General features: G+C 47.7%; 20 protein-coding genes. 13 read left to right on the top strand and 7 right to left on the bottom strand.

The window, feature by feature from the left end; translation table 11 throughout:
- Window positions 1-350: 350 nt before the first annotated feature.
- The 3 genes from KDN34_RS11685 to KDN34_RS11675 form a co-directional block, all read right to left on the bottom strand.
- A complete protein-coding gene (locus KDN34_RS11685) occupies window positions 351-581 on the bottom strand; it encodes a DUF2789 domain-containing protein (RefSeq protein ID WP_212593948.1) in 231 nt (76 codons plus the stop codon).
- Between the two features lie 797 nt (window positions 582-1,378).
- The gene (locus tag KDN34_RS11680; protein WP_212593947.1) at window positions 1,379-1,756 is read right to left on the bottom strand and encodes a DUF3301 domain-containing protein; all 378 of its coding nucleotides are present in this window, start codon (window positions 1,754-1,756) and stop codon (window positions 1,379-1,381) included.
- Window positions 1,753-2,769: a DUF3549 family protein gene (locus tag KDN34_RS11675; RefSeq protein WP_212593946.1), complete on the bottom strand. Its 1,017-nt coding sequence runs from the start codon at window positions 2,767-2,769 to the stop codon at window positions 1,753-1,755. The genes KDN34_RS11680 and KDN34_RS11675 overlap by 4 nt, the downstream gene beginning before the upstream one ends.
- A gap of 104 nt (window positions 2,770-2,873) precedes the next feature.
- Between KDN34_RS11675 and KDN34_RS11670 the strand changes: the two genes are divergently transcribed.
- Both KDN34_RS11670 and truC read left to right on the top strand, forming a co-directional pair.
- Entirely contained in the window at window positions 2,874-3,191 is a 318-nt protein-coding gene (locus KDN34_RS11670) for a YqcC family protein (RefSeq protein WP_212593945.1), read from the top strand.
- Window positions 3,169-3,975 (top strand): tRNA pseudouridine(65) synthase TruC, encoded by an 807-nt coding sequence (gene truC / locus KDN34_RS11665; protein ID WP_212593944.1) that lies wholly within the window; start codon window positions 3,169-3,171, stop codon window positions 3,973-3,975. Before KDN34_RS11670 ends, truC begins: the two co-directional genes overlap by 23 nt.
- 13 nt (window positions 3,976-3,988) lie before the next feature.
- On the opposite strand, the gene KDN34_RS11660 is transcribed toward truC, so the two are convergent.
- On the bottom strand, window positions 3,989-4,156 hold the full coding sequence (locus KDN34_RS11660; protein WP_212593943.1) for a hypothetical protein: 168 nt from the start codon (window positions 4,154-4,156) through the stop codon (window positions 3,989-3,991).
- Between the two features lie 115 nt (window positions 4,157-4,271).
- On the opposite strand from KDN34_RS11660, the gene KDN34_RS11655 reads away from it, so the two are divergent.
- From KDN34_RS11655 to purU, 3 genes are all read left to right on the top strand, one after another.
- Window positions 4,272-4,742 (top strand): flavodoxin, encoded by a 471-nt coding sequence (locus tag KDN34_RS11655; RefSeq protein ID WP_212593942.1) that lies wholly within the window; start codon window positions 4,272-4,274, stop codon window positions 4,740-4,742.
- Complete coding sequence (locus tag KDN34_RS11650) at window positions 4,688-6,190, top strand: PTS transporter subunit EIIC (protein ID WP_212593941.1); 1,503 nt, start codon at window positions 4,688-4,690, stop codon at window positions 6,188-6,190. The genes KDN34_RS11655 and KDN34_RS11650 overlap by 55 nt, the downstream gene beginning before the upstream one ends.
- A gap of 98 nt (window positions 6,191-6,288) precedes the next feature.
- Window positions 6,289-7,125 (top strand): formyltetrahydrofolate deformylase, encoded by an 837-nt coding sequence (gene purU, locus KDN34_RS11645; protein WP_212593940.1) that lies wholly within the window; start codon window positions 6,289-6,291, stop codon window positions 7,123-7,125.
- A gap of 70 nt (window positions 7,126-7,195) precedes the next feature.
- Here the strand turns inward: purU and dapD are convergent, their stop codons facing one another.
- From dapD to map, 3 genes are read right to left on the bottom strand one after another with little or no spacing between them, the layout of a single operon-like run.
- The gene (dapD, locus tag KDN34_RS11640; protein ID WP_212593939.1) at window positions 7,196-8,020 is read right to left on the bottom strand and encodes a 2,3,4,5-tetrahydropyridine-2,6-dicarboxylate N-succinyltransferase; all 825 of its coding nucleotides are present in this window, start codon (window positions 8,018-8,020) and stop codon (window positions 7,196-7,198) included.
- 15 nt (window positions 8,021-8,035) lie between these two features.
- Window positions 8,036-10,609: a bifunctional uridylyltransferase/uridylyl-removing protein GlnD gene (gene glnD, locus KDN34_RS11635; protein WP_212593938.1), complete on the bottom strand. Its 2,574-nt coding sequence runs from the start codon at window positions 10,607-10,609 to the stop codon at window positions 8,036-8,038.
- 21 nt (window positions 10,610-10,630) lie between these two features.
- Window positions 10,631-11,431, bottom strand: coding sequence for a type I methionyl aminopeptidase (gene map, locus KDN34_RS11630; RefSeq protein WP_212593937.1), 801 nt, complete (start codon window positions 11,429-11,431; stop codon window positions 10,631-10,633).
- Window positions 11,432-11,799: 368 nt separating this feature from the next.
- Here map and rpsB point away from each other — a divergent pair, with 368 nt between their 5' ends.
- The 8 genes from rpsB to rseP all read left to right on the top strand — a co-directional run bounded on the left by rpsB (window position 11,800) and on the right by rseP (window position 19,287).
- The gene (rpsB, locus tag KDN34_RS11625) at window positions 11,800-12,528 is read left to right on the top strand and encodes a 30S ribosomal protein S2 (protein WP_212593936.1); all 729 of its coding nucleotides are present in this window, start codon (window positions 11,800-11,802) and stop codon (window positions 12,526-12,528) included.
- A gap of 128 nt (window positions 12,529-12,656) precedes the next feature.
- Window positions 12,657-13,532, top strand: coding sequence for a translation elongation factor Ts (tsf, locus tag KDN34_RS11620; RefSeq protein WP_212593935.1), 876 nt, complete (start codon window positions 12,657-12,659; stop codon window positions 13,530-13,532).
- A 69-nt stretch (window positions 13,533-13,601) separates the two neighbouring features.
- Window positions 13,602-14,330, top strand: coding sequence for a UMP kinase (pyrH, locus tag KDN34_RS11615; RefSeq protein WP_212593934.1), 729 nt, complete (start codon window positions 13,602-13,604; stop codon window positions 14,328-14,330).
- Between the two features lie 65 nt (window positions 14,331-14,395).
- On the top strand, window positions 14,396-14,917 hold the full coding sequence (gene frr, locus KDN34_RS11610; RefSeq protein ID WP_407695804.1) for a ribosome recycling factor: 522 nt from the start codon (window positions 14,396-14,398) through the stop codon (window positions 14,915-14,917).
- Between the two features lie 81 nt (window positions 14,918-14,998).
- On the top strand, window positions 14,999-15,823 hold the full coding sequence (gene uppS, locus KDN34_RS11605) for a polyprenyl diphosphate synthase (protein ID WP_212593932.1): 825 nt from the start codon (window positions 14,999-15,001) through the stop codon (window positions 15,821-15,823).
- A 23-nt stretch (window positions 15,824-15,846) separates the two neighbouring features.
- A complete protein-coding gene (locus KDN34_RS11600; RefSeq protein ID WP_212593931.1) occupies window positions 15,847-16,704 on the top strand; it encodes a phosphatidate cytidylyltransferase in 858 nt (285 codons plus the stop codon).
- A gap of 5 nt (window positions 16,705-16,709) precedes the next feature.
- A complete protein-coding gene (ispC, locus tag KDN34_RS11595; RefSeq protein ID WP_212593930.1) occupies window positions 16,710-17,897 on the top strand; it encodes a 1-deoxy-D-xylulose-5-phosphate reductoisomerase in 1,188 nt (395 codons plus the stop codon).
- Between the two features lie 16 nt (window positions 17,898-17,913).
- A complete protein-coding gene (rseP, locus tag KDN34_RS11590) occupies window positions 17,914-19,287 on the top strand; it encodes a sigma E protease regulator RseP (RefSeq protein ID WP_212593929.1) in 1,374 nt (457 codons plus the stop codon).
- Window positions 19,288-19,304: the final 17 nt, after the last annotated feature.

The raw sequence follows: 19,304 nt of genomic DNA, 5'->3' as shown, positions 1-19,304 counted from the left end.
TCCTGAGTTCAGAAAGTTAATGGATTACCCATCGTTACCCGTCATGGGGACTGCAAGCTTAGGGCTTAGGAATCGCGTGGTCAATGTCAGTAATGATGAAGACTGGAATAGTCACCGTTTGAAGAAAATCTTACTGTTAAATCCATTATGATTCATGCGCTTCAAACCGAGGATCTCTAGCAGTAAATGCAACCTGGCATGGGAAGTTGTTGTTAGTGAGATTTATCAGTCGGATTGACGACCTGTTGAGCCTCCGTCAATCAATAGCAATTACGATACATGGGCGCCTGTGGTGGTTAATCAACAGGCGTCATTACGCTGATGAGAGTGGTGCTGACCAACAGTTGTTATTAGCGTCGAAGAGATGTATCCAGATGATCAATCACTTCTACCCATTGGGCATCGGCATCAAGCGATTCTTTCAAAAAGGCCTTTTGCGCTGGCGTCCAGAAAGGCGCATCCACGAGGTTCACTTCCTTGGGAAGATAGTGGCGCTGAAAGAAATCTTGGATGGCGTTGTTACTGCTTTCAAGACCTAGCTGTTGAAATAGCGCGGCCATATTATTGTGGCTAGTGTCCATAACTGTTCTCCGCTATTGCTGATATTCAAAGTATATCAGCAATAGCACGATGCCACTTTTTGCCAGAAAGAATCTGCTATTTCAGCTGATATGGCGGGTGCTTGATACCATCGATATGGTGCTTATTATATATAGCTTTCCACTTCTGCTCATAAGCTTGTGAGATATGTCTTACAAACATGTGAGACATTTAAGAAATTTTCTCGCTGAAATATCCACTCATTTAAAATAATATTAATTAAATTCAGTATATTAGTGTTTTTTTGCGGACTAGATAATTATGGGGGGGACGAATAAAAAAATATGCCTACGCCGTTTTTATACCTCTTTAGAGTAATATTTATCTCGTCCACGGAACGGTACTTAATGGATACTATCAGGATGATAGTAAGCTGGAGGGAAGCGGTTCAGGGATGATACAAGGAAAGTATGCTGACATGAAGTCGGATCAACATGGATGTAGAAAGTGATTTCGGGATGAAATCATCATCAGGACAAAGTACAGGACGTTACTGCTGGATGCTCAAGGATGATGTTGGACACGCTTAAGGACTGGGCATAGACCGATAAACGGAACTATCGGTGTTAAGGGACTGGTACGAGGATACAGGGACTCACCAGGAAGGTTACGGAGCAAAGGACGCATCTCATTCGCAGGGATGGAGCAGGGAAGCAATTGCATAGCGGGACGGCTTAGCAATGTAACAGAAAGGCGCGGCTCAATGAGTCGCGCCTTTTCTTTTTTAATCGCACTAATCGATAGCGTTGCTGCTTGGTCAGATCGATTGATTAATTAATTAATGGCATCCGCCGGAGCGACATCCACCACCACAGCCACCACTGACTTTGCCCCGACTGGTAGGTGCTTGTTCCCATTCTGGTTCTGGAAAAATCGGCCATTCAATTTTCTGGATACGCTTGCCGATCATCAGAATGTGACCTTTATATTGGTTAATCCCATCGGTGCTGAATTCAAATTGGAAATTAGCTTTCCAGCCCAATCCCGCGCCTAGGCAGGGACGTGCAGAGTTCATGGCTACTGAGAGTAGTTGTACTCGTTGACGCTTAACCTCGCGTTCCGCAAATTGGCGGCAAATTTCTGCCATTTGCCGCAGTTGCCAAAAGAAAGCGGCGATCACTACCAGGCCTGCCATCATTAAAAAATCAGTCATCATCTTTGCGTGTTCCTGAAGAGTCCGCCAATTGCGGTACTGAGTTGCACACTACGCTCCGGATTTCGCAATTCACCTAATAACACCGTGCGTATCGCGGGAATCGCCACAATATCAGCAAAGATTGTAATAAAGAAGTCCAGAGGTTGCCTTGCCAATGACTCCAGAAAGATTTTGCGGCATTGCTCTTGTTTTAAGACCATCCAGCAACGGGCAGCAATGGCTAACAACATATCCCGGCTCAACCATGCTTCCTCCTTGACTGATGTTTCAATCGCAGTCGCACAACTATCAGGCTGAGATGCCAAAGCCCTCAAATAATAGGACTGCACTGTCGCTTCTTGGTTGGGAAGATAAGCACTAATTTTTGCGGCCAATTCTTTAGATATTGTAACGTGTTCCAACATTTGGCAGAGTGCAATACGGACTTCAACTGCCGCTGATCCTAGGGCTTCTGCCAATAATTTCGGATGTTCGAGTTGCTCTGCGCGAGCGCAGACATCAGCGAGTCCCTGTAAGCCAACGGCTTGCCAATGTTGCGCTGCATCATTGCCAGAAAGATACTGACAGGCATATTCATATTGTGCGGATGCTGGTTGACCAAGTTGACGCCGCACCAGTGCATTGAATAACGCTAATTTTTCCTGCGATGGCCGAAAGCTGAAAGGGTGACTTGCAAGTTGTTGTTGCTGCGCTTCTGTCAGTTCCTTTTTAAGGTCTGTTCCCATAGCTTCAAGCAACATTTCAATAAACTGACTGCGTCCAGCGGGATTTAACAGTCCCTGCTCATCCAATGGCAACTTCAAAAACCAAATAAAGGGGGCGGTCGGTCGTTCCCAAAACACTAATGCAAAACACGCATGCCCCTGAATAGGGTAGGGATATGGTGCAGTTAATGCCTCAATCTGTCGAAAAGCCATAACATCTATAGACTGCACCCTGCGGCCCATGTCATAAATCAGATACTGGCTGTTGGCGGCATTTAGTAATTCACCAAAGGTAGAGATTGTGTGCATAGCGGTTTCAGTCTGCGGTTAAGATTGCCGCGCATTATAGGGATAACTACTGCAGGATGGTATGATAAGCACCAATTAATTGCAGACTATCTAATGAGCGCAATATGCTTTATCAGCAGACACTATTACATTTGCACGCTATCGAAAATGAGCTTAAGCGACTGGCAATGTGGAGTGCGACCAAACCTGCTGCTATTGCGCTCGCTAGCACGGCCCCTTTTGCTTGTGACACCTTGCCGCTGGAACATTGGCTACAATTTATTTTTTTGCCCAAAATGCATCAATTAATCAGTAGTCAGCAGCCGTTACCTTCCAAAATCGCTATTGCCCCAATGGCGCAATATGTCTGGGCACAAAAACAGGAAACCCGTGATTTAATCGTTGTACTGGAGAGGCTGGATGAGTTGCTCGGTGGAAAATGAAGAAACAGCGTTGAGTGAAGCGCCGCAAATTAACATCCTTTACGAGGATGAGTATTTAGTCGCCATCCACAAACCTGCCGGATTGCTGGTACATAAAACCTATCTGGCTCGGCGCGAGCGTTATTTTGCAATGCAGATGACGCGTGATTTAGTGGGATGTCATGTTTTCCCGGTGCATCGGCTGGACCGCCCCACCTCCGGCGTATTATTGTTCGCTAAAAGTAGCCAGATTGCGCATCAGATTTGTATGCAATTCGAGGCGCGCCAAGTCAGCAAATACTATCTGGCGTTAGTGCGCGGGAATGTGTTCGACGGTGGCTTATTGGACTATCCGCTCAAAGAGGAACTAGATGAGGTCGCTGATAAAATGGCGAATCAGGAACGGGAAGCCCAATCTGCTATTACTCGCTTCGATCCATTGTTGAATGCGGAAATTCCGGTGCCTTCAGGACGTTATCAAACCTCGCGGTTTGCGTTATTACGGCTACAGCCTCTGACTGGACGCAAACACCAGTTGCGGCGCCACATGGATCATCTGCGTCATCCGATTATCGGTGACACCGCTCATGGCGATGGTAAACAAAATCGCCTTTTTCGCGAATATACCGGCATCAATCGTTTATGGTTGCTGGCGCAAAAGCTCTCAGTGACACATCCAGTATCTGGTGAGCCACTCACCATTGTGACTGAACCGGAGCCAGAATGGGAACAGGTTTTCACTGCTCTAGGATGGGGGGCGAGTGAGTTGTCGACCTCAGACGCCGTATTAGTTACAGGTGCTTAATAACGCTGAAAAACTATTTGTTACGTTGCTGCATCATGTCCAATAAGGGCATATAAGCATCCAATGTGAAGTGGTGGTGGTGCTGATCTTGTTGGCGAATCGCCTGGAAATAACAAATTTTGCGTGTGTGGGTAATACGCTGATGTTGTTTAATCAGTTTCTGGCGGCTGCTCTGTCGCATTACTGCGTTCCTTTCTGACCTAGATATGTGAAGTCGGCTGCTTTGGTCTAGTTGCAGGCGGGGCAGTCGATAAAGTATTTTGGGATAAGAAATATTCCCGGTCGCGAAGTATAGCATGAAAAAAATCAACATAGTGTTCGGATCAGTTTATGGAAGTGCACAATATGTTGCGGAAACATTGGACACTGCGCTTAATGATGCGGGTTGCCAAGTGCAATTATGGCAGCCTGAGCATTTGTCGGATTTTGTGCCGCCCGAAGATGAGCTGCTATTAGTGGTGACGTCAACAACCGGTGATGGTGATCTCCCGGACAATATCGCACCCTGGTTCATTATGATGAAGGATCGTGCACCCTATCTACCGGAGTTGCATTACGCTGTCATTGGGCTGGGTGATTCCAGTTACGACACCTTTTGTGGTGGTGGCAAACAGATAGATGCGTTGTTAAGTGAACTTGGGGCTAAACGTGTTGGTGAGCGCTTAGATATTGATGCGTGTGAAACGATGGAACCAGAAACTGAGGCACTTCAATGGCTGAAAAAGTGGCTACCACTGGCAGACTCAGTCAGTCAGCAAATTGGCTGAATAAACATTGGTTTAAGTTCGCCCAGAATCTCAGTCAGGCATTGCTGACACCTATTGCTATTCTCCCCGCCGCAGGATTGATGATTGGATTGGCGGGAACATTGTCCACAGCAATGCCGCCGTTACTCTTCGAGCTATTATCAAACGTCGGTAATTTCATCTTTGCAATGATGCCGCTGCTGTTCGCCGTGGCGATTGCGGTGGGTTTTTGTCGGGAACAAGGTGCCGCCGCTATTAGCGCTGTATTTGGTTACGGAGTATTTACTGCGGGACTTGGCGTGCTTGTTTCAGATAAACATCTCCCGGGAAACATGATCTTAGGTATTAATACGCTGGATACTGGTATTGCTGGTGGCATGGTACTGGGCGGATTAACTTGCTTGGCGGTATACCTTAGCCGCTTTGTTAAACTGCCGTCAGTTCTCTCTTTTTTTGAAGGTCGCCGCAGTGGCCCGCTATTAATGTTACCGCTGGCGTTACTCATGGCTTGGGTATTTTCGTATCTGTGGCCGCCATTAGCGCATTATATTCAGCTTTTTTCTGACTGGGCGGTGTATCAGAAACCACAATGGGCATTTGCACTCTATGGCACGGTAGAACGCCTGTTGTTGCCGCTGGGATTGCATCATATTTGGAACGCGCCGTTTTTTCTGGAATTTGGACAATATTCTGCCAATGGGGAAATCGTCCGCGGGGAGATTGCGCGTTACCTGGCAGGAGATCCGCAGGCCGGTAATCTCGCCGGGGGATATCTGATCAAAATGTGGGGATTGCCCGCTGCTGCTTTTGCCATGTGGCGCTGTGCTGACAAAACCGAACGTAACCGGGTCGCAGGGATTATGCTTTCAGCGGCGGCAACAAGCTGGTTTACCGGAGTAACCGAACCGATAGAGTTTGCTTTTTTGTTTGTCGCACCGGTGTTATATCTGCTGCACGCTTTGCTCTGTGGCTTGGCTTATCTGATATGTGTGTTATTGAACATTCACTATGGCGTCAGCTTTTCTCAGGGGGCTCTGGATTTAGTGCTGATGTGGCATAATGCCTCCAATGCGGGATGGTTTCTTATTCTCGGCCCGCTAACCGCAGTGCTTTATTACACGATCTTCAGTACCGCGATTGTGATTTTTAATCTGAAAACGCCGGGTAGAATGGAGCCTGATGAGCTGCATAAAAGCATGTTCACTCTCGGTATTGGTGAGTCAGCTGATACCTCTCGCTTGATAATCCATGCCCTTGGTGGCGCTGCCAATATCCATACTCTTGGGGCTTGTATGACGCGGTTACGCCTTAATGTCGTTGACCCTTTGCGAGTGGATAAATCGCAACTGTTGGCGCTGGGGGCCAAGGGTGTGATTGTGATGGGGCAGGGCGTACAAGTCGTGTTTGGTACAAAAGCCGAAGCCATGCGCCGAATAATGCAACAACACCTTGATAGTGGTATTAGTTAAATTTTTTATAGTTATATCTAAATTTTATTAGGATTTATTGGGTATTTTTACGTTTGCTATGGCATATTCTGCAGTCCAGATGTTATTTGGGGAAGGAAATGCAGCGTAAAATTCTAATGACGGACTGCGCCGATGAGCGTGGCCTCATTGCCAAGATCACCAGTGTATGTTTTAAGCATCAATTAAATATCATAAAAAACAGTGAGTTTGTTGATAATCTGCAACAACGTTTTTTTATGCGCACCGAGTTAGAAGGTGAATTCCATGAGGAGCAGTTGTTAGCCGATCTTCAGGAAGTTTTACCGCAGAAAAATCAGATGCGGTTAATTGATGCCGGTCGTAAACGTGTAGTTGTGTTAGTGACTAAAGAGGCGCACTGCCTGGGTGACTTACTCATGAAGGCTTATTACGGTGCGCTCGATGTCGAGATAGCCGCGGTGATTGGCAATTATGAAACGCTGGCATCGTTAGCAGGTAAGTTTGATGTACCTTTTCATTTTGTATCTCACGAGGGCTTAACCCGTGAAGAACACGAACAGGCGTTATTGCATCAGATCTCGCCATATCAGCCCGATTACGTAGTATTGGCGAAATTTATGCGCGTCCTGACCCCGGGATTTGTCAAACAATACCCGAATCGGATCATTAATATCCATCATTCATTCCTGCCTGCATTCATTGGGGCTAACCCCTATCGTCAGGCATGGGAACGCGGAGTAAAAATCATCGGTGCCACGGCGCATTTTGTGAATGACAGTCTTGATGAGGGGCCGATTATTAAACAGGACGTGATTCCGGTTGATCACAACTATAGTGCAGAAGATATGGCAAAGGCCGGACGCGATGTGGAAAAGAGTGTGCTGAGCCGTGCGTTAGCGTTGGTGGTGAATAATCAGGTTGTCGTTAATGGCAACAAAACGCTAGTGTTTAAATAATGCTGAGTTGTTGGTTCGCCAGATAATACAAACCCGCCTGATGGCGGGTTTGTTAATTAAGGGCTGAGGCTTAGTCCACAATGCGTAAAAGTTCGTTGATGCCCACTTTGCCGCGGGTTTTAGCATCGACCTTTTTCACAATAATGGCCGCATACAAACTGTACTTGCCACATTTTGAAGGCAGACTCCCAGAAACAACCACAGAACCGGCAGGCACTCGACCATAATGGATTTCACCGGTTTCACGGTCATAAATCTTGGTGCTTTGGCCAATAAAGACGCCCATGGAAATGACCGAGCCTTCTTCAACCACGACGCCTTCCACAATTTCAGAGCGGGCGCCGATAAAGCAGTTGTCTTCAATGATGGTTGGGCCAGCTTGCAGTGGTTCTAATACCCCACCGATGCCGACGCCACCGGAAAGATGCACATTTTTACCAATCTGTGCACAAGAACCAACTGTCGCCCAAGTATCAACCATAGTGCCTTCGTCAACATAGGCTCCAAGGTTAACGTAGGATGGCATCAACACGGTATTTTTTGCAATGAATGAGCCTTTACGGGCGGCGGCTGGTGGCACTACGCGAATGCCTTCAGCGCGGAAACGGGCATCATCGTAGCCAGCAAACTTCATTGGCACCTTATCAAAATATTTGGTTTCATTTCCGTCGATTACGCCATTGTCAAAAATGCGGAATGACAGTAATACAGCCTTTTTAAGCCATTGATGCACATGCCATTCACCATCGATTTTCTCGGCAACTCGGACTTCACCGCGATCCAGCATATCGATCACTTTTTCGACATCGGCACGCAGACTCGCGTCTACGGTTGCCGGGCTGATCTGTGCGCGGGCTTCAAAAGCCACCTCAATACGTTGGCGTAACGCCTCCATAATTTACTCCGTCTTTTACTGTGTCTGTTGATTGGAAAGGGTACTGATTAATACATCCCTGAGCTGCATCTGGCGGGTATTATCCAGCGCCTCACCATCCGTAGTTTGCAGAATAAAAAAATCTTCAGCGCGTTCACCGATAGTGGTGATTTTGGCTGACTGCAACGTAATGCCGCAGCGGTAAAATATATCGCCAATTTTCGCGAGGAGTCCCGGCGCGTCCAGTGCAATCAACTCCATCATGCTGGTGCTGTGGCGCTGACTCGGTAGAAATGTCACTTGGGTTGGCACGCTAAATGGCTTCATGATCCGCGCCATTTTGCGGAATTTCGGCATCTTAGTTGTATCACCGGATAAGGCTTTTTCTAACGCCTTACGGATACTCTGGATCCGCGATAGCGCTTGTACCGGCGTACCGTCTTGTTCCAGGATCACAAAGCTATCAACGGCGAAATTGTCTTTGGTGGTCATGATGCCTGCATCATGTACGTTGATATTTTTATTGTCGAGCACCGCCATCACCGTGGCAAACAATCTGGGGCGGTCTTTACAATAGATAAACAGTTCGGTACCGCCACGGGTCATGTGTTTTGAGACCAGCACCAGCGGTTCATCTTGTCGATGTTTCAGAATCGCTTCAGCATGCCAGGCAATCTGGTTCGGCTGATAACGCAGGAAATAATCAGCCTTAAAGCGTTGCCAAAGGGTTTCTAATGCTTTCTCTTTTATGCCCCGGCGCAGCAGTTCCTTCCTGGCTTTGGCCTGATGTTCACGAACCCGTGCGCGGATGTCTACGGGTTTTTCTTTGCCGCGTGCCAAGACTCGTTGTGAGGAGAAATAGAGGTCTCGCAGCAGCGAACCTTTCCAGCTATTCCAGGTGTGTTCGTTGGTGGCGCAGATATCCGCCACAGTCAGACAGTAGAGATAACTTAGATGAGAGGCATCACGCACTTTATCTGCAAACTCCGCAACCACTTCTGGGTCGGAAATATCGCGGCGCTGCGCCGTAATGGACATTACCAGATGATTTTCCACCAACCAGCTAACCATTCTGCCATCATGACTGTTAAGCCCGTGTAGCTTGCAAAACTCCAGCGCATCTACCGCGCCCAATTTACTATGATCGCCACCCCGTCCTTTCGCAATATCGTGGAAAATTGCGGCGAGTACTAACAAGCCTTTTTTGGGCAACTGGTTGATGAGAATTGAGCCTAACGGAAATTCGTCACGTTGCTCCTGCTGTGAAAAATGTTCGATATTCAGCAACAAGCGATGGGTGTGTTCGTCAACGGTGTAGGCATGAAACAGGTCAAACTGCATCTGTCCTTCAATATTGCGCCAGGCGGGTAGATAGGCCGATAAGATACCGTGCTTATGCATTAACGATAATGCTTTGATGCCACGAGGATGCTTGAGGATTTCCATAAAAGCTTCGCGGCATTCTTCATGTTCCATCAAGGGTTGCACTAAATCACGCCTTGCGTTACGCAGTGCCCGTAATGTCGGGGCATAGATCCCGAGAATATTGGAATTGCGGGCAACATACAGAAACAGCTTAACAATCTCTTCTGGATGTTGGAATGGTACATTGTCGAGCGCTTCAATGAATGGGCCGCAGCGCTGATAATGTTCATCAATCGGCTGAATTTCCAGTGCCCGACCATCCCCCAAAGTGGCGCGTTTGAAAAGTTGTAGCAGCATTTCGTTTAGCTCCATTACCCGACGTACTGTCCGGTAATAGCGCTTCATCATCTGCTCCACTGCCAGTTGTGTGGCATCTTCATACCCCATCAGTCCGGCAACTTGTCTTTGCACGTCAAACAACAAGCGGTTTTCATCACGTCCCATGGCGATATGCAGTGCAAATCTGAGTTCCCACAGGAAGTTTTGACACTCAAGCAGCTCTTCCAGCTCATTGGGCTCTAAAAACTGGTGGTCGACCAGTTCTCGTAAATTCGCCGCATTAAAATGCCTAATGGCGACCCAGGCGATAGTTTGAATATCCCTGAGGCCACCTGGACAGGTTTTGATATTGGGCTCAAGGTCGAAGGCGTTAGCCTTGGCATGACGCAAACGCTGCTCGTCTCTTTTGGCGCGAAAAAATTCGCTGGAAGGCCAGAAATCTTGCTCCCGAATTTTGTCATACAAGAGATCGAAGCTGGCTTCTGGTCCTGCTAGTAGACGTGCTTCCAGCAGATTGGTGGCAATCGTGATATCGCCACGACCTTGTTCAAGTGTCTGCTGCAGTGAGCGGACACTGTGGCCGATTTCCAGGCCGGTGTCCCATAGAAATGCAATAAACTCGCTGAGACGGGCCTCGGCTTCAGCACCTGCGTGGTCAGGCATTAGAAAAAGCAGGTCGACGTCAGAATGGGGAAGCAGTTCCGCTCGTCCATAGCCACCTACGGCAATGAGCGCGATGCCAGAGTCATTGAGCCCCACCTGCTGCCATTGTTCAATTAATAGTTGGTCAACAAAGCGACTGCGTTCAGCCACCAGTTCAGTAATTTTATCGCGGTTGGCAAACCTATGTTGCAGATGCTGTAAATGCTCGCCAATAGCGGCTTTGACGGCTTGCGCAGTGGCCATTGTTGTCCTTAATTAATACGATCACACATGATTAATAATACGCGGGAAATCTTCATTACTGCGCAGTGTCAGTACTTCCACACCAGTTTCAGTGATCAGTAAGGTGTGTTCCCATTGGGCTGATTTTTTACCATCCACGGTAGTAACAGTCCAGCCGTCTTCTTCGTTTAGGACGGTTTGGTAACGACCAGCATTGATCATCGGTTCGATGGTAAAGCACATGCCAGGCTTAAGAATAGTGCGATCGTTATTGCGATAATGAACAACTTGAGGCTCTTCATGGAAGCCTTTACCAATTCCATGGCCGCAATAATCGCGTACGATGGAGAATTTATCGACACCGCTCTTAGTGGATTTGATCAACTTTTCAATAATGGTACCGATCTCTCCCAACTGCATCCCCGGGCGAACCTTACGGATTGCGGCGTAGAGACATTCTTGGGCAATTCGGCATAAGCGGCGATCCTTGGGATTGACTTCTCCTACCAAAAACATCTGCGAGGTATCACCATGATAGCCATCTTTAATCACAGTAATATCAAGGTTGATGATGTCGCCGTCTTTCAATGGTTCATCATCGGGGATCCCATGACAAATCACTTCATTAATAGAAGTACAAATCGATTTGGGAAAGCCGTGATAGTCCAACGGTGCAGAAATGGCACCATTATCTTCGGTGAATTTTGCGCATAACCGATCAAGTTCATTGGTAGTGACGCCGGGTTTTACATGAGGTGCAATCATTTCCAGCACTTCGGCGGCTAGCTTGCCAGCGGCACGCATTTTTTCAATTTCTTCAGCAGTTTTGATCGTGATACTCATTGTGATATCTCGGCGCTATTACCCGTAACTCAGGTAATAGCATAAATCAGGTTAAAACTTAGGGAGTTGAACGATGATACGCTCGTTTGACCCACCAAAAAAGACCGCCTTTGTAGGGTCTTTCGCATTTGTGTTTTTCGGGCATTTATGGTATAAAGCGCGCCGTTATGTTTTGTCTCTTGAGCCAGGTTTTTATCGCATTACGATGTCATAAGACTGCAGTGTTCAAGATCCGAGCTGACGGCCATTATACATGGCATTTATGTTAAATACTAAATCACACACGAATCGACACATTTTCCGGGGTGCCCTCAGGGTCGGAAATATGGGATTCGTGGAGGTATAACCCCCTATTTAAGGTAGATAAAATGACTACAGTTTCTATGCGCGATATGCTCCAGGCCGGTGTACATTTCGGTCACCAGACTCGTTACTGGAACCCAAAAATGAAGCCATTCATTTTTGGTGCACGTAATGGTGTACACATCATCAACCTTGAGCACACTGTGCCAATGTTTAACGAAGCGCTGGCTTTCGTAAGCAACGTTGCTTCTAAAAAAGGTAAAATCCTGTTCGTGGGCACTAAGCGTGCTGCTAGCGATTCCATCAAAGAAGCTGCAATTTCTTGTGATCAGTTTTATGTCGACAAGCGTTGGTTGGGCGGTATGCTGACTAACTGGAAAACTGTTCGTCAGTCAATCAAGCGTCTGAAAGATCTGGAAACTCAGTCTGTAGACGGTACTTTTGACAAGCTGACCAAGAAAGAAGCGCTGATGCGCAGCCGTGAACTGGAAAAGCTTGAAAAATCTCTGGGCGGTATTAAGAACATGGGCGGCCTGCCAGACGCAATTTTCGTCATCGGTGCTGATCATGAACACATCGCTATCAAAGAAGCTAACAATCTGGGTATCCCAGTTGTAGCTGTAGTAGATACCAACTCTACTCCTGATGGCGTGAACTATGTTATCCCAGGTAACGATGACGCGATGCGTGCTATTCGCCTGTACGCTGATTCTGTTGCTGCTGCGGTAAAGAGTGGCCGTGGTCAGGATCTGGCTGTTCAAGCTGAAGAAGAAGGTTTCATCGAAGCTGAGTAATTAATAAGGTGCGATGACAACATCTCCCTTATTAACCGAGGTATCTGATGGTTAACAGGGGCCACATGGCCCCTGTTTTATAAGATAACCTGGTAACTTTTGTCGAATTATCAATTGAGGATTTAACAATGGCTGTTACTGCTGCCCAAGTTAAAGAACTGCGTGAGCGCACTGGCGCCGGCATGATGGATTGCAAAAAAGCGCTGACCGAAACTGACGGTGATATCGAGCTGGCAATCGAAAATATGCGTAAAAACGGTGCGGTTAAAGCAGCTAAAAAAGCTGGCCGTATCGCTGCTGAAGGCGTGATCCTGACCAAGAGCGAAGGTAACGTCGCTGTTCTGCTCGAAGTTAACTGCGAAACTGACTTCGTTGCTCGTGATACCAGCTTCCTGGCTTTCGGTAATAAAGTAATTGCGTTGGCGCTGGCTAACAACATCACTGATATTGAAACTCTGATGGCTGCTGATTTAGACGGTGAAACCGTTGAAAACACTCGCGCTGCTCTGGTTGCTAAAATCGGCGAAAACATCAACGTACGTCGCATTTTCCGCTTCGAAGGTGAGAACCTCGGCGTGTACATCCACAGCGGTCGTATCGGTGTTGTAACTGAGCTGACTGGTTCTGACAATGAGCTGGCCAAAGATCTGGCTATGCATGTTGCGGCTTCTAACCCTCAGTACGTTAAACCACAAGACGTACCTGCTGAGGTTGTTGAGAAAGAAAAAGAAATCCAGATCGAGATCGCGATGCAGAGCGGCAAGCCAAAAGAGATTGCCGAGAAGATGGTTGCAGGCCGTATGGCCAAGTTTACCGGTGAAGTTAGCTTGACTGGTCAACCATTTGTGAAAGACCCATCTGTTCATGTCGCTGATCTGCTGAAGCAGAAAGGCGCAGATGTTATCAACTTCACCCGCATCGAAGTTGGTGAAGGCATTGAAAAGAAAGAAGAAGATTTCGCTGCTGAAGTAGCTGCTCAGATTGCAGCTTCTAAAAAGGCTTAATCAGCCGTCACAGTGACCTTGAAGACCGCAGCAATCGCTGCGGTCTTATTATGACCAGGATATATGAACATGAGCACCAATCCCAAACCTGCATTTCGACGAATTTTACTGAAACTCAGTGGTGAAGCCCTGATGGGTGATGAAGGTTTCGGTATCGACCCTAAAGTCCTGGACCGTATGGCTCAGGAAATTAAAGAACTGGTGGAACTCGGTATTCAGGTTGGCGTGGTCATTGGCGGGGGTAACCTGTTTCGTGGCGAAGGTCTGGCAAAGGCTGGCATGAATCGGGTTGTGGGTGATCACATGGGAATGCTGGCGACCGTGATGAACGGTTTGGCTATGCGCGATGCATTACATCGTGCTTATGTGAATGCCCGTCTGATGTCTGCTATTCCATTGAATGGCGTATGCGATGGCTATAACTGGGCTGAGGCGATCAGCCTGCTCAAATCTGGCCGGGTAGTGATTCTGTCTGCCGGTACTGGTAACCCGTTTTTTACAACTGACACGGCAGCCTGTTTGCGCGGCATTGAAATTGAAGCAGAAGTCGTGCTAAAAGGCACTAAAGTCGACGGGATCTTTACTGACGATCCAATGACGAACCCTGATGCCACCAAATACGATACACTGAGCTATACTGAAGTACTTGATAAAGAACTGAAAGTTATGGACTTGGCAGCATTTACCATGGCACGTGATTACAACATGCCAATTATGGTGTTCAATATGAACAAACCGGGTGCTTTGCGGCGGGTCGTGATGGGAGATCCGACTGAAGGTACCTTGGTAAAGGCTTGATCTGAATTTGAATTAAAAGGAACTCTAACGTGATTGATACTATTCAAAAAGATGCACAGACCCGCATGGAAAAATGTGTGGAAGCGACCAAGGCACAGATGACTAAGGTTCGTACCGGTCGTGCGCATCCAGCGTTGCTGGATTCAATCCAGGTTTCATATTACGGTACTATGACTCCTTTAAAGCAGGTCGGTAACATCTCTATAGAAGACAGCCGGACGCTGGCTGTCAGTGTTTTCGATCGTAGCATGATCCAAGCGGTTGAAAAGGCAATCATGTCGTCTGACCTCGGCCTGAACCCTATGTCTGCTGGTGCGGTTATCCGCATTCCATTGCCCGCACTGACAGAAGAACGTCGACGCGATTTAGTGAAAGTGGTACGTGCTGAAGCTGAAAATGGCCGTGTAGCTGTGCGTAACGTGCGCCGCGACGCCAACTCTGAAGTGAAAAAGCTAGAAAAAGACAAGGCTTGTACTGAGGATGATGTCCGTCGTAGTGAAGACGAAGTTCAGAAGATGACCGATCAGTACATCAAAAAAATTGACGAACTTTTGACTGCCAAAGAAGCGGAATTGATGGAAGTCTGATATTGGCTTGTTAAACTAGAGTTGAAGCGCCGTGTAGCGTTATACTACACGGCGTTTTTCTATATTAAGGGTTGTAATTAGATGTCATCCAACATGGACGCCGCTTCTACTCCTGACTTAACAAAGGAATGTCAGACATCAGAGCGCTTGCCGGAGCAGTTGTCCGATTTGGTGAAGCAGGCAATTCCCAACCACGTTGCCATCATTATGGACGGCAATGGCCGTTGGGCCCAGGCTAAGGGAAAACCACGGGTTGTCGGGCATCGTGCAGGTGTTAAGGCGGTTCGCCGCGCTGTCAGTACAGCGAGGAAACTCGGGGTGCGCTCGTTAACACTATTTGCCTTTTCCAGTGAAAATTGGCGTCGCCCTGATCAGGAAGTCAGCTTGCTGATGGAGCTTTTTTTCACGGTACTTAAACGTGAAATCAAAATACTGCATGCTAATGGTGTGCGGCTGAATATCATTGGCGATACCCACCGGTTTTCGGAACGTTTACAGAAGCAAATCCGCGCTGCGGAAGCATTCACCGCTGATAATAACGAGTTAATTCTCAATGTCGCAGCCAACTATGGTGGCCGCTGGGATATTGTCCAGGCAGCCAGGACCCTGGCGGAAAAAGTCGCAACTGGTGAAATGAACAGCAGTCAGGTGACGGAAACTGCGCTTGCAGAGCATTTAAGCATGCAAAATCAGGGTGAAGTTGATTTAATGATCCGCACCGGCGGTGACTATCGCATTAGTAATTTTATATTGTGGCAAGCGGCTTATGCCGAATTAGTATTTATGGATACTTTATGGCCCGACTTTGATGAACAGACATTTTGTCAGGCTGTCGAAACTTTTAGTAGCCGACAGCGGCGCTTCGGATTGACCGGTAACCAGATAGACAAGATACGCAATATTTAGCGTCTCTGGACGAGGAAAGTTTTTTGCTAATACAACGAATAATAACTGCAATTTGGCTAATTCCACTGGTGCTTGGGGCGATATTTTTGTTGCCATCCAACTATTTTTCTTGGGTATTGGTACCTGTATTTTTGATCGCCGCTAAGGAGTGGGGACGGATAATTGATAAAGACTGCCATGTCACCCAATGGAGTTTTACGATAACGCTGGGGATCGTGCTGATAGCGCTAAATCTGTTGGTGCCTGCGGATGCGGTATGGCTGCGAGGCCATCTGCACCCGATTATACTGGCAGTCATCTTAGTGGGGGCATTGTGGTGGCTTTTCTCTCTGTTATTAGTTGTGCTTTTTCCTCGAAGCGCTGGCTGGTGGAAAAATAGCCCAATGTTGAAATCGATGTTTGGGCAACTCACATTATTGCCAGGATTCGTTTCTTTTATTGCCTTGAAATCACTTAGCACCCCAACGGATCCGTACTGGGGGGGTATTTTGGTATTGCTGGTAATGCTGGTGGTGTGGGCGGCAGACTCCGGAGCCTATTTCGCTGGTAAGGCCATTGGCAAAATAAAATTGGCACCACATGTCAGCCCCGGCAAAACCTTGGAAGGTTTTATCGGCGGCTTACTTACCACCTTAATCGTTGTTGCTATTGTGATGTATTTTTCACCGGAGCAGGAATTAGGCCTAGTCGTCGGCGTGGTACTGTTCACGGCGTTGGCGTCGGCATTAGGCGATCTGTCGGAAAGTATGTTTAAACGTGTAGCCCAGATTAAGGATTCCGGCACTATTCTTCCTGGTCATGGCGGTGTGCTTGACCGCATTGACAGTCTTACCGCAGCATTGCCGATATTCACCCTCCTTTACATAGTTTTCTGGATGTAACTGAAATGCAGAATATGGTTATTTTAGGCGCGACCGGCTCAATCGGAACCAGCACGCTAAGTGTGATATCAGAAAATTCTGATGCTTTTCGCGTGTTCGCCCTGGTAGCCAACACTAACGTAAAACGGATGGCAGAGTTGTGTCGGCTGCATCGACCCACCGTAGCTCATATGGTTGATGCAACCGCAGCGCAGCAGCTAAAAGTGGCAATCGCTGAATTGGATGTAGAAGTCACCAGCGGCGAGTCAGAGTTATTGGATTTAGTGTCACGTCCAGAAGTGGATAGCGTCATGGCGGCGATTGTCGGGGCCGCTGGGATGGCACCCACACTTGCGGCGGTAAAGGCCGGGAAACGTGTGCTGTTGGCCAATAAAGAAGCCTTGGTGATGTCTGGTAGATTATTCATCGAAGCTGTTGCTGAATATGGTGCCACACTGTTGCCTGTCGACAGTGAGCACAACGCCATTTTTCAATGTTTACCAAGAGAAACTCAGCAACAGTTGGGACGTTGCGATCTTAAAGCTGCAGGGATATCCAAAATATTGCTTACAGGCTCCGGCGGACCATTCCTTCGCGCAGAGCTTGCGACTTTGCCAACCGTTACGCCTGCGCAGGCCATTAAACATCCTAATTGGTCTATGGGACCGAAAATTTCTGTCGATTCAGCCACTATGATGAATAAAGGGCTGGAATATGTTGAGGCGCGTTGGTTGTTTAATGCGGGAGTGGAACAATTACAGGTGGTGATTCACCCGCAAAGCGTGATCCATTCTATGGTGCAATATCAAGATGGTAGCGTGATGGCACAATTGGGAAATCCCGATATGCGCACACCAATTGCTCATTGTATGGCCTATCCCGCGAGAATTGTCTCTGGTGTGGAACCTTTAGACTTTTTTAAAGTCGGACAATTAAGCTTTTGTGAACCTGACTTTTCAAGGTTCCCTTGCCTGAAATTGGCGATGGACGCCTGCCGAGCCGGTCAGGAAGCAACAACGGTATTAAACGCCGCCAACGAAGTGGCGGTAGCGCATTTTCTGAAAGGGGAGATCCGCTTTACCGATATTGCAAAAATTAATGAATTTTGTCTGGAGCAGGTTGTGCAATCGCCTCTTGACTCGATTGCTGATATTCTTGCGCTAGACGGTGAAGCCCGCGTCTGTGCCCGTAAAGGACTGGCGCTTTGTCATTGAGGATTATTAACGGCTGATGCTAGCTTTTTTGTGGAATCTCGGCGCGTTCATTGTAGCGTTAGGGATTTTAATCACTGCCCACGAATTCGGACATTTTTACATCGCTCGCCGTTGTGGTGTGCGGGTGCTGCGTTTTTCCATTGGTTTTGGTAAGGCGATTTGGCGCCATGTCGACAAGGATGGCACCGAATATGTTGTAGCGATGATCCCGCTCGGTGGCTACGTTAAGATGCTGGATGAGCGTGTGGAAGACGTTCCACCGGAGCTGCAGGGCGAGTCCTTTAATCGAAAAAGCGTCTGGGCGCGTATGGCGATCGTGGCGGCTGGACCAATTGCCAACTTCATCTTTGCCATTATTGCGTTGTACTTAATGTACCTGATTGGCGTCCCAGCGGTTAAGCCGGTCATTGACAGCACCACGGCCAATAGCCCGGCCGCGGTGATAAGCCTGCAACAGCCTCAGCAGATTGTAGCGGTTTCCGGTCAGCAAGTGAGAACCTGGGAAGACGTAAATTTAGCGTTGGTAAGCCATATTGGTGAGCAGCAGTTATCACTGACATTATCTCCTGTCAGTGACCTTCAGGAACCGTCAGATACCAACGGAAAAACATATGCGTTGGATATTCGTCAATGGCATTTCGATCCCGATAAGGAATCGCCGATTTCTGCACTGGGTTTACATATTTATCGACCTGAAATCATTCCGACCTTGGCCGAAGTGGTTAGCGGTGGTGCTGCCGATAAAGCTGGCCTGAAAGTGGGCGATACCTTGGTCGCGATAGATGGTGGGCTGATTAGCAGTTGGGACGCGTTTGTTCAACAGGTAAAGGCGTCGGCCGGTAAGACACTTAACTTGACCATAAAACGTAACGGTGAACAACAGATCCTGCCAGTGACACCAGATAGCCATCTGGACACTGATGGACACACTGTCGGCTATGTGGGCATTTCTCCTGTAGTCCCCCAGTGGCCAGAAAATATGCAAATAGAGTTGCATTATGGTCCGCTAGAGTCACTGTCCATGGCGGCTCAAAAGACCTGGCAGCTAACCGCTATCAGCGCCAAAATGCTGGGTAAATTATTTACTGGGGATGTGTCTCTTAAAAGTTTGAGTGGCCCGATTTCTATTGCTCAAGGGGCTGGGAATACAGCGTCATTTGGATTGGTATATTTTCTAGGGTTCCTCGCCCTGATTAGCGTCAACTTGGGGATCATTAACTTGATGCCTTTGCCGGTGCTGGATGGGGGACACTTGATGTATTGCGTAATTGAAGCAATTACGCGTAAGCCTGTTTCCGATAGGATTCAGGAAATTGGATTCAGATTTGGGGCGGCCTTGCTGCTGGTATTGATGAGCATTGCCCTTTTCAATGATTTTGCCCGACTCTGAGCAAGGACTGACAAATA

The organism is Shewanella yunxiaonensis (assembly GCF_018223345.1).
Lineage (GTDB): Bacteria > Pseudomonadota > Gammaproteobacteria > Enterobacterales > Shewanellaceae > Shewanella > Shewanella yunxiaonensis.
This window is presented reverse-complemented; position numbering and strand designations above follow the sequence as displayed.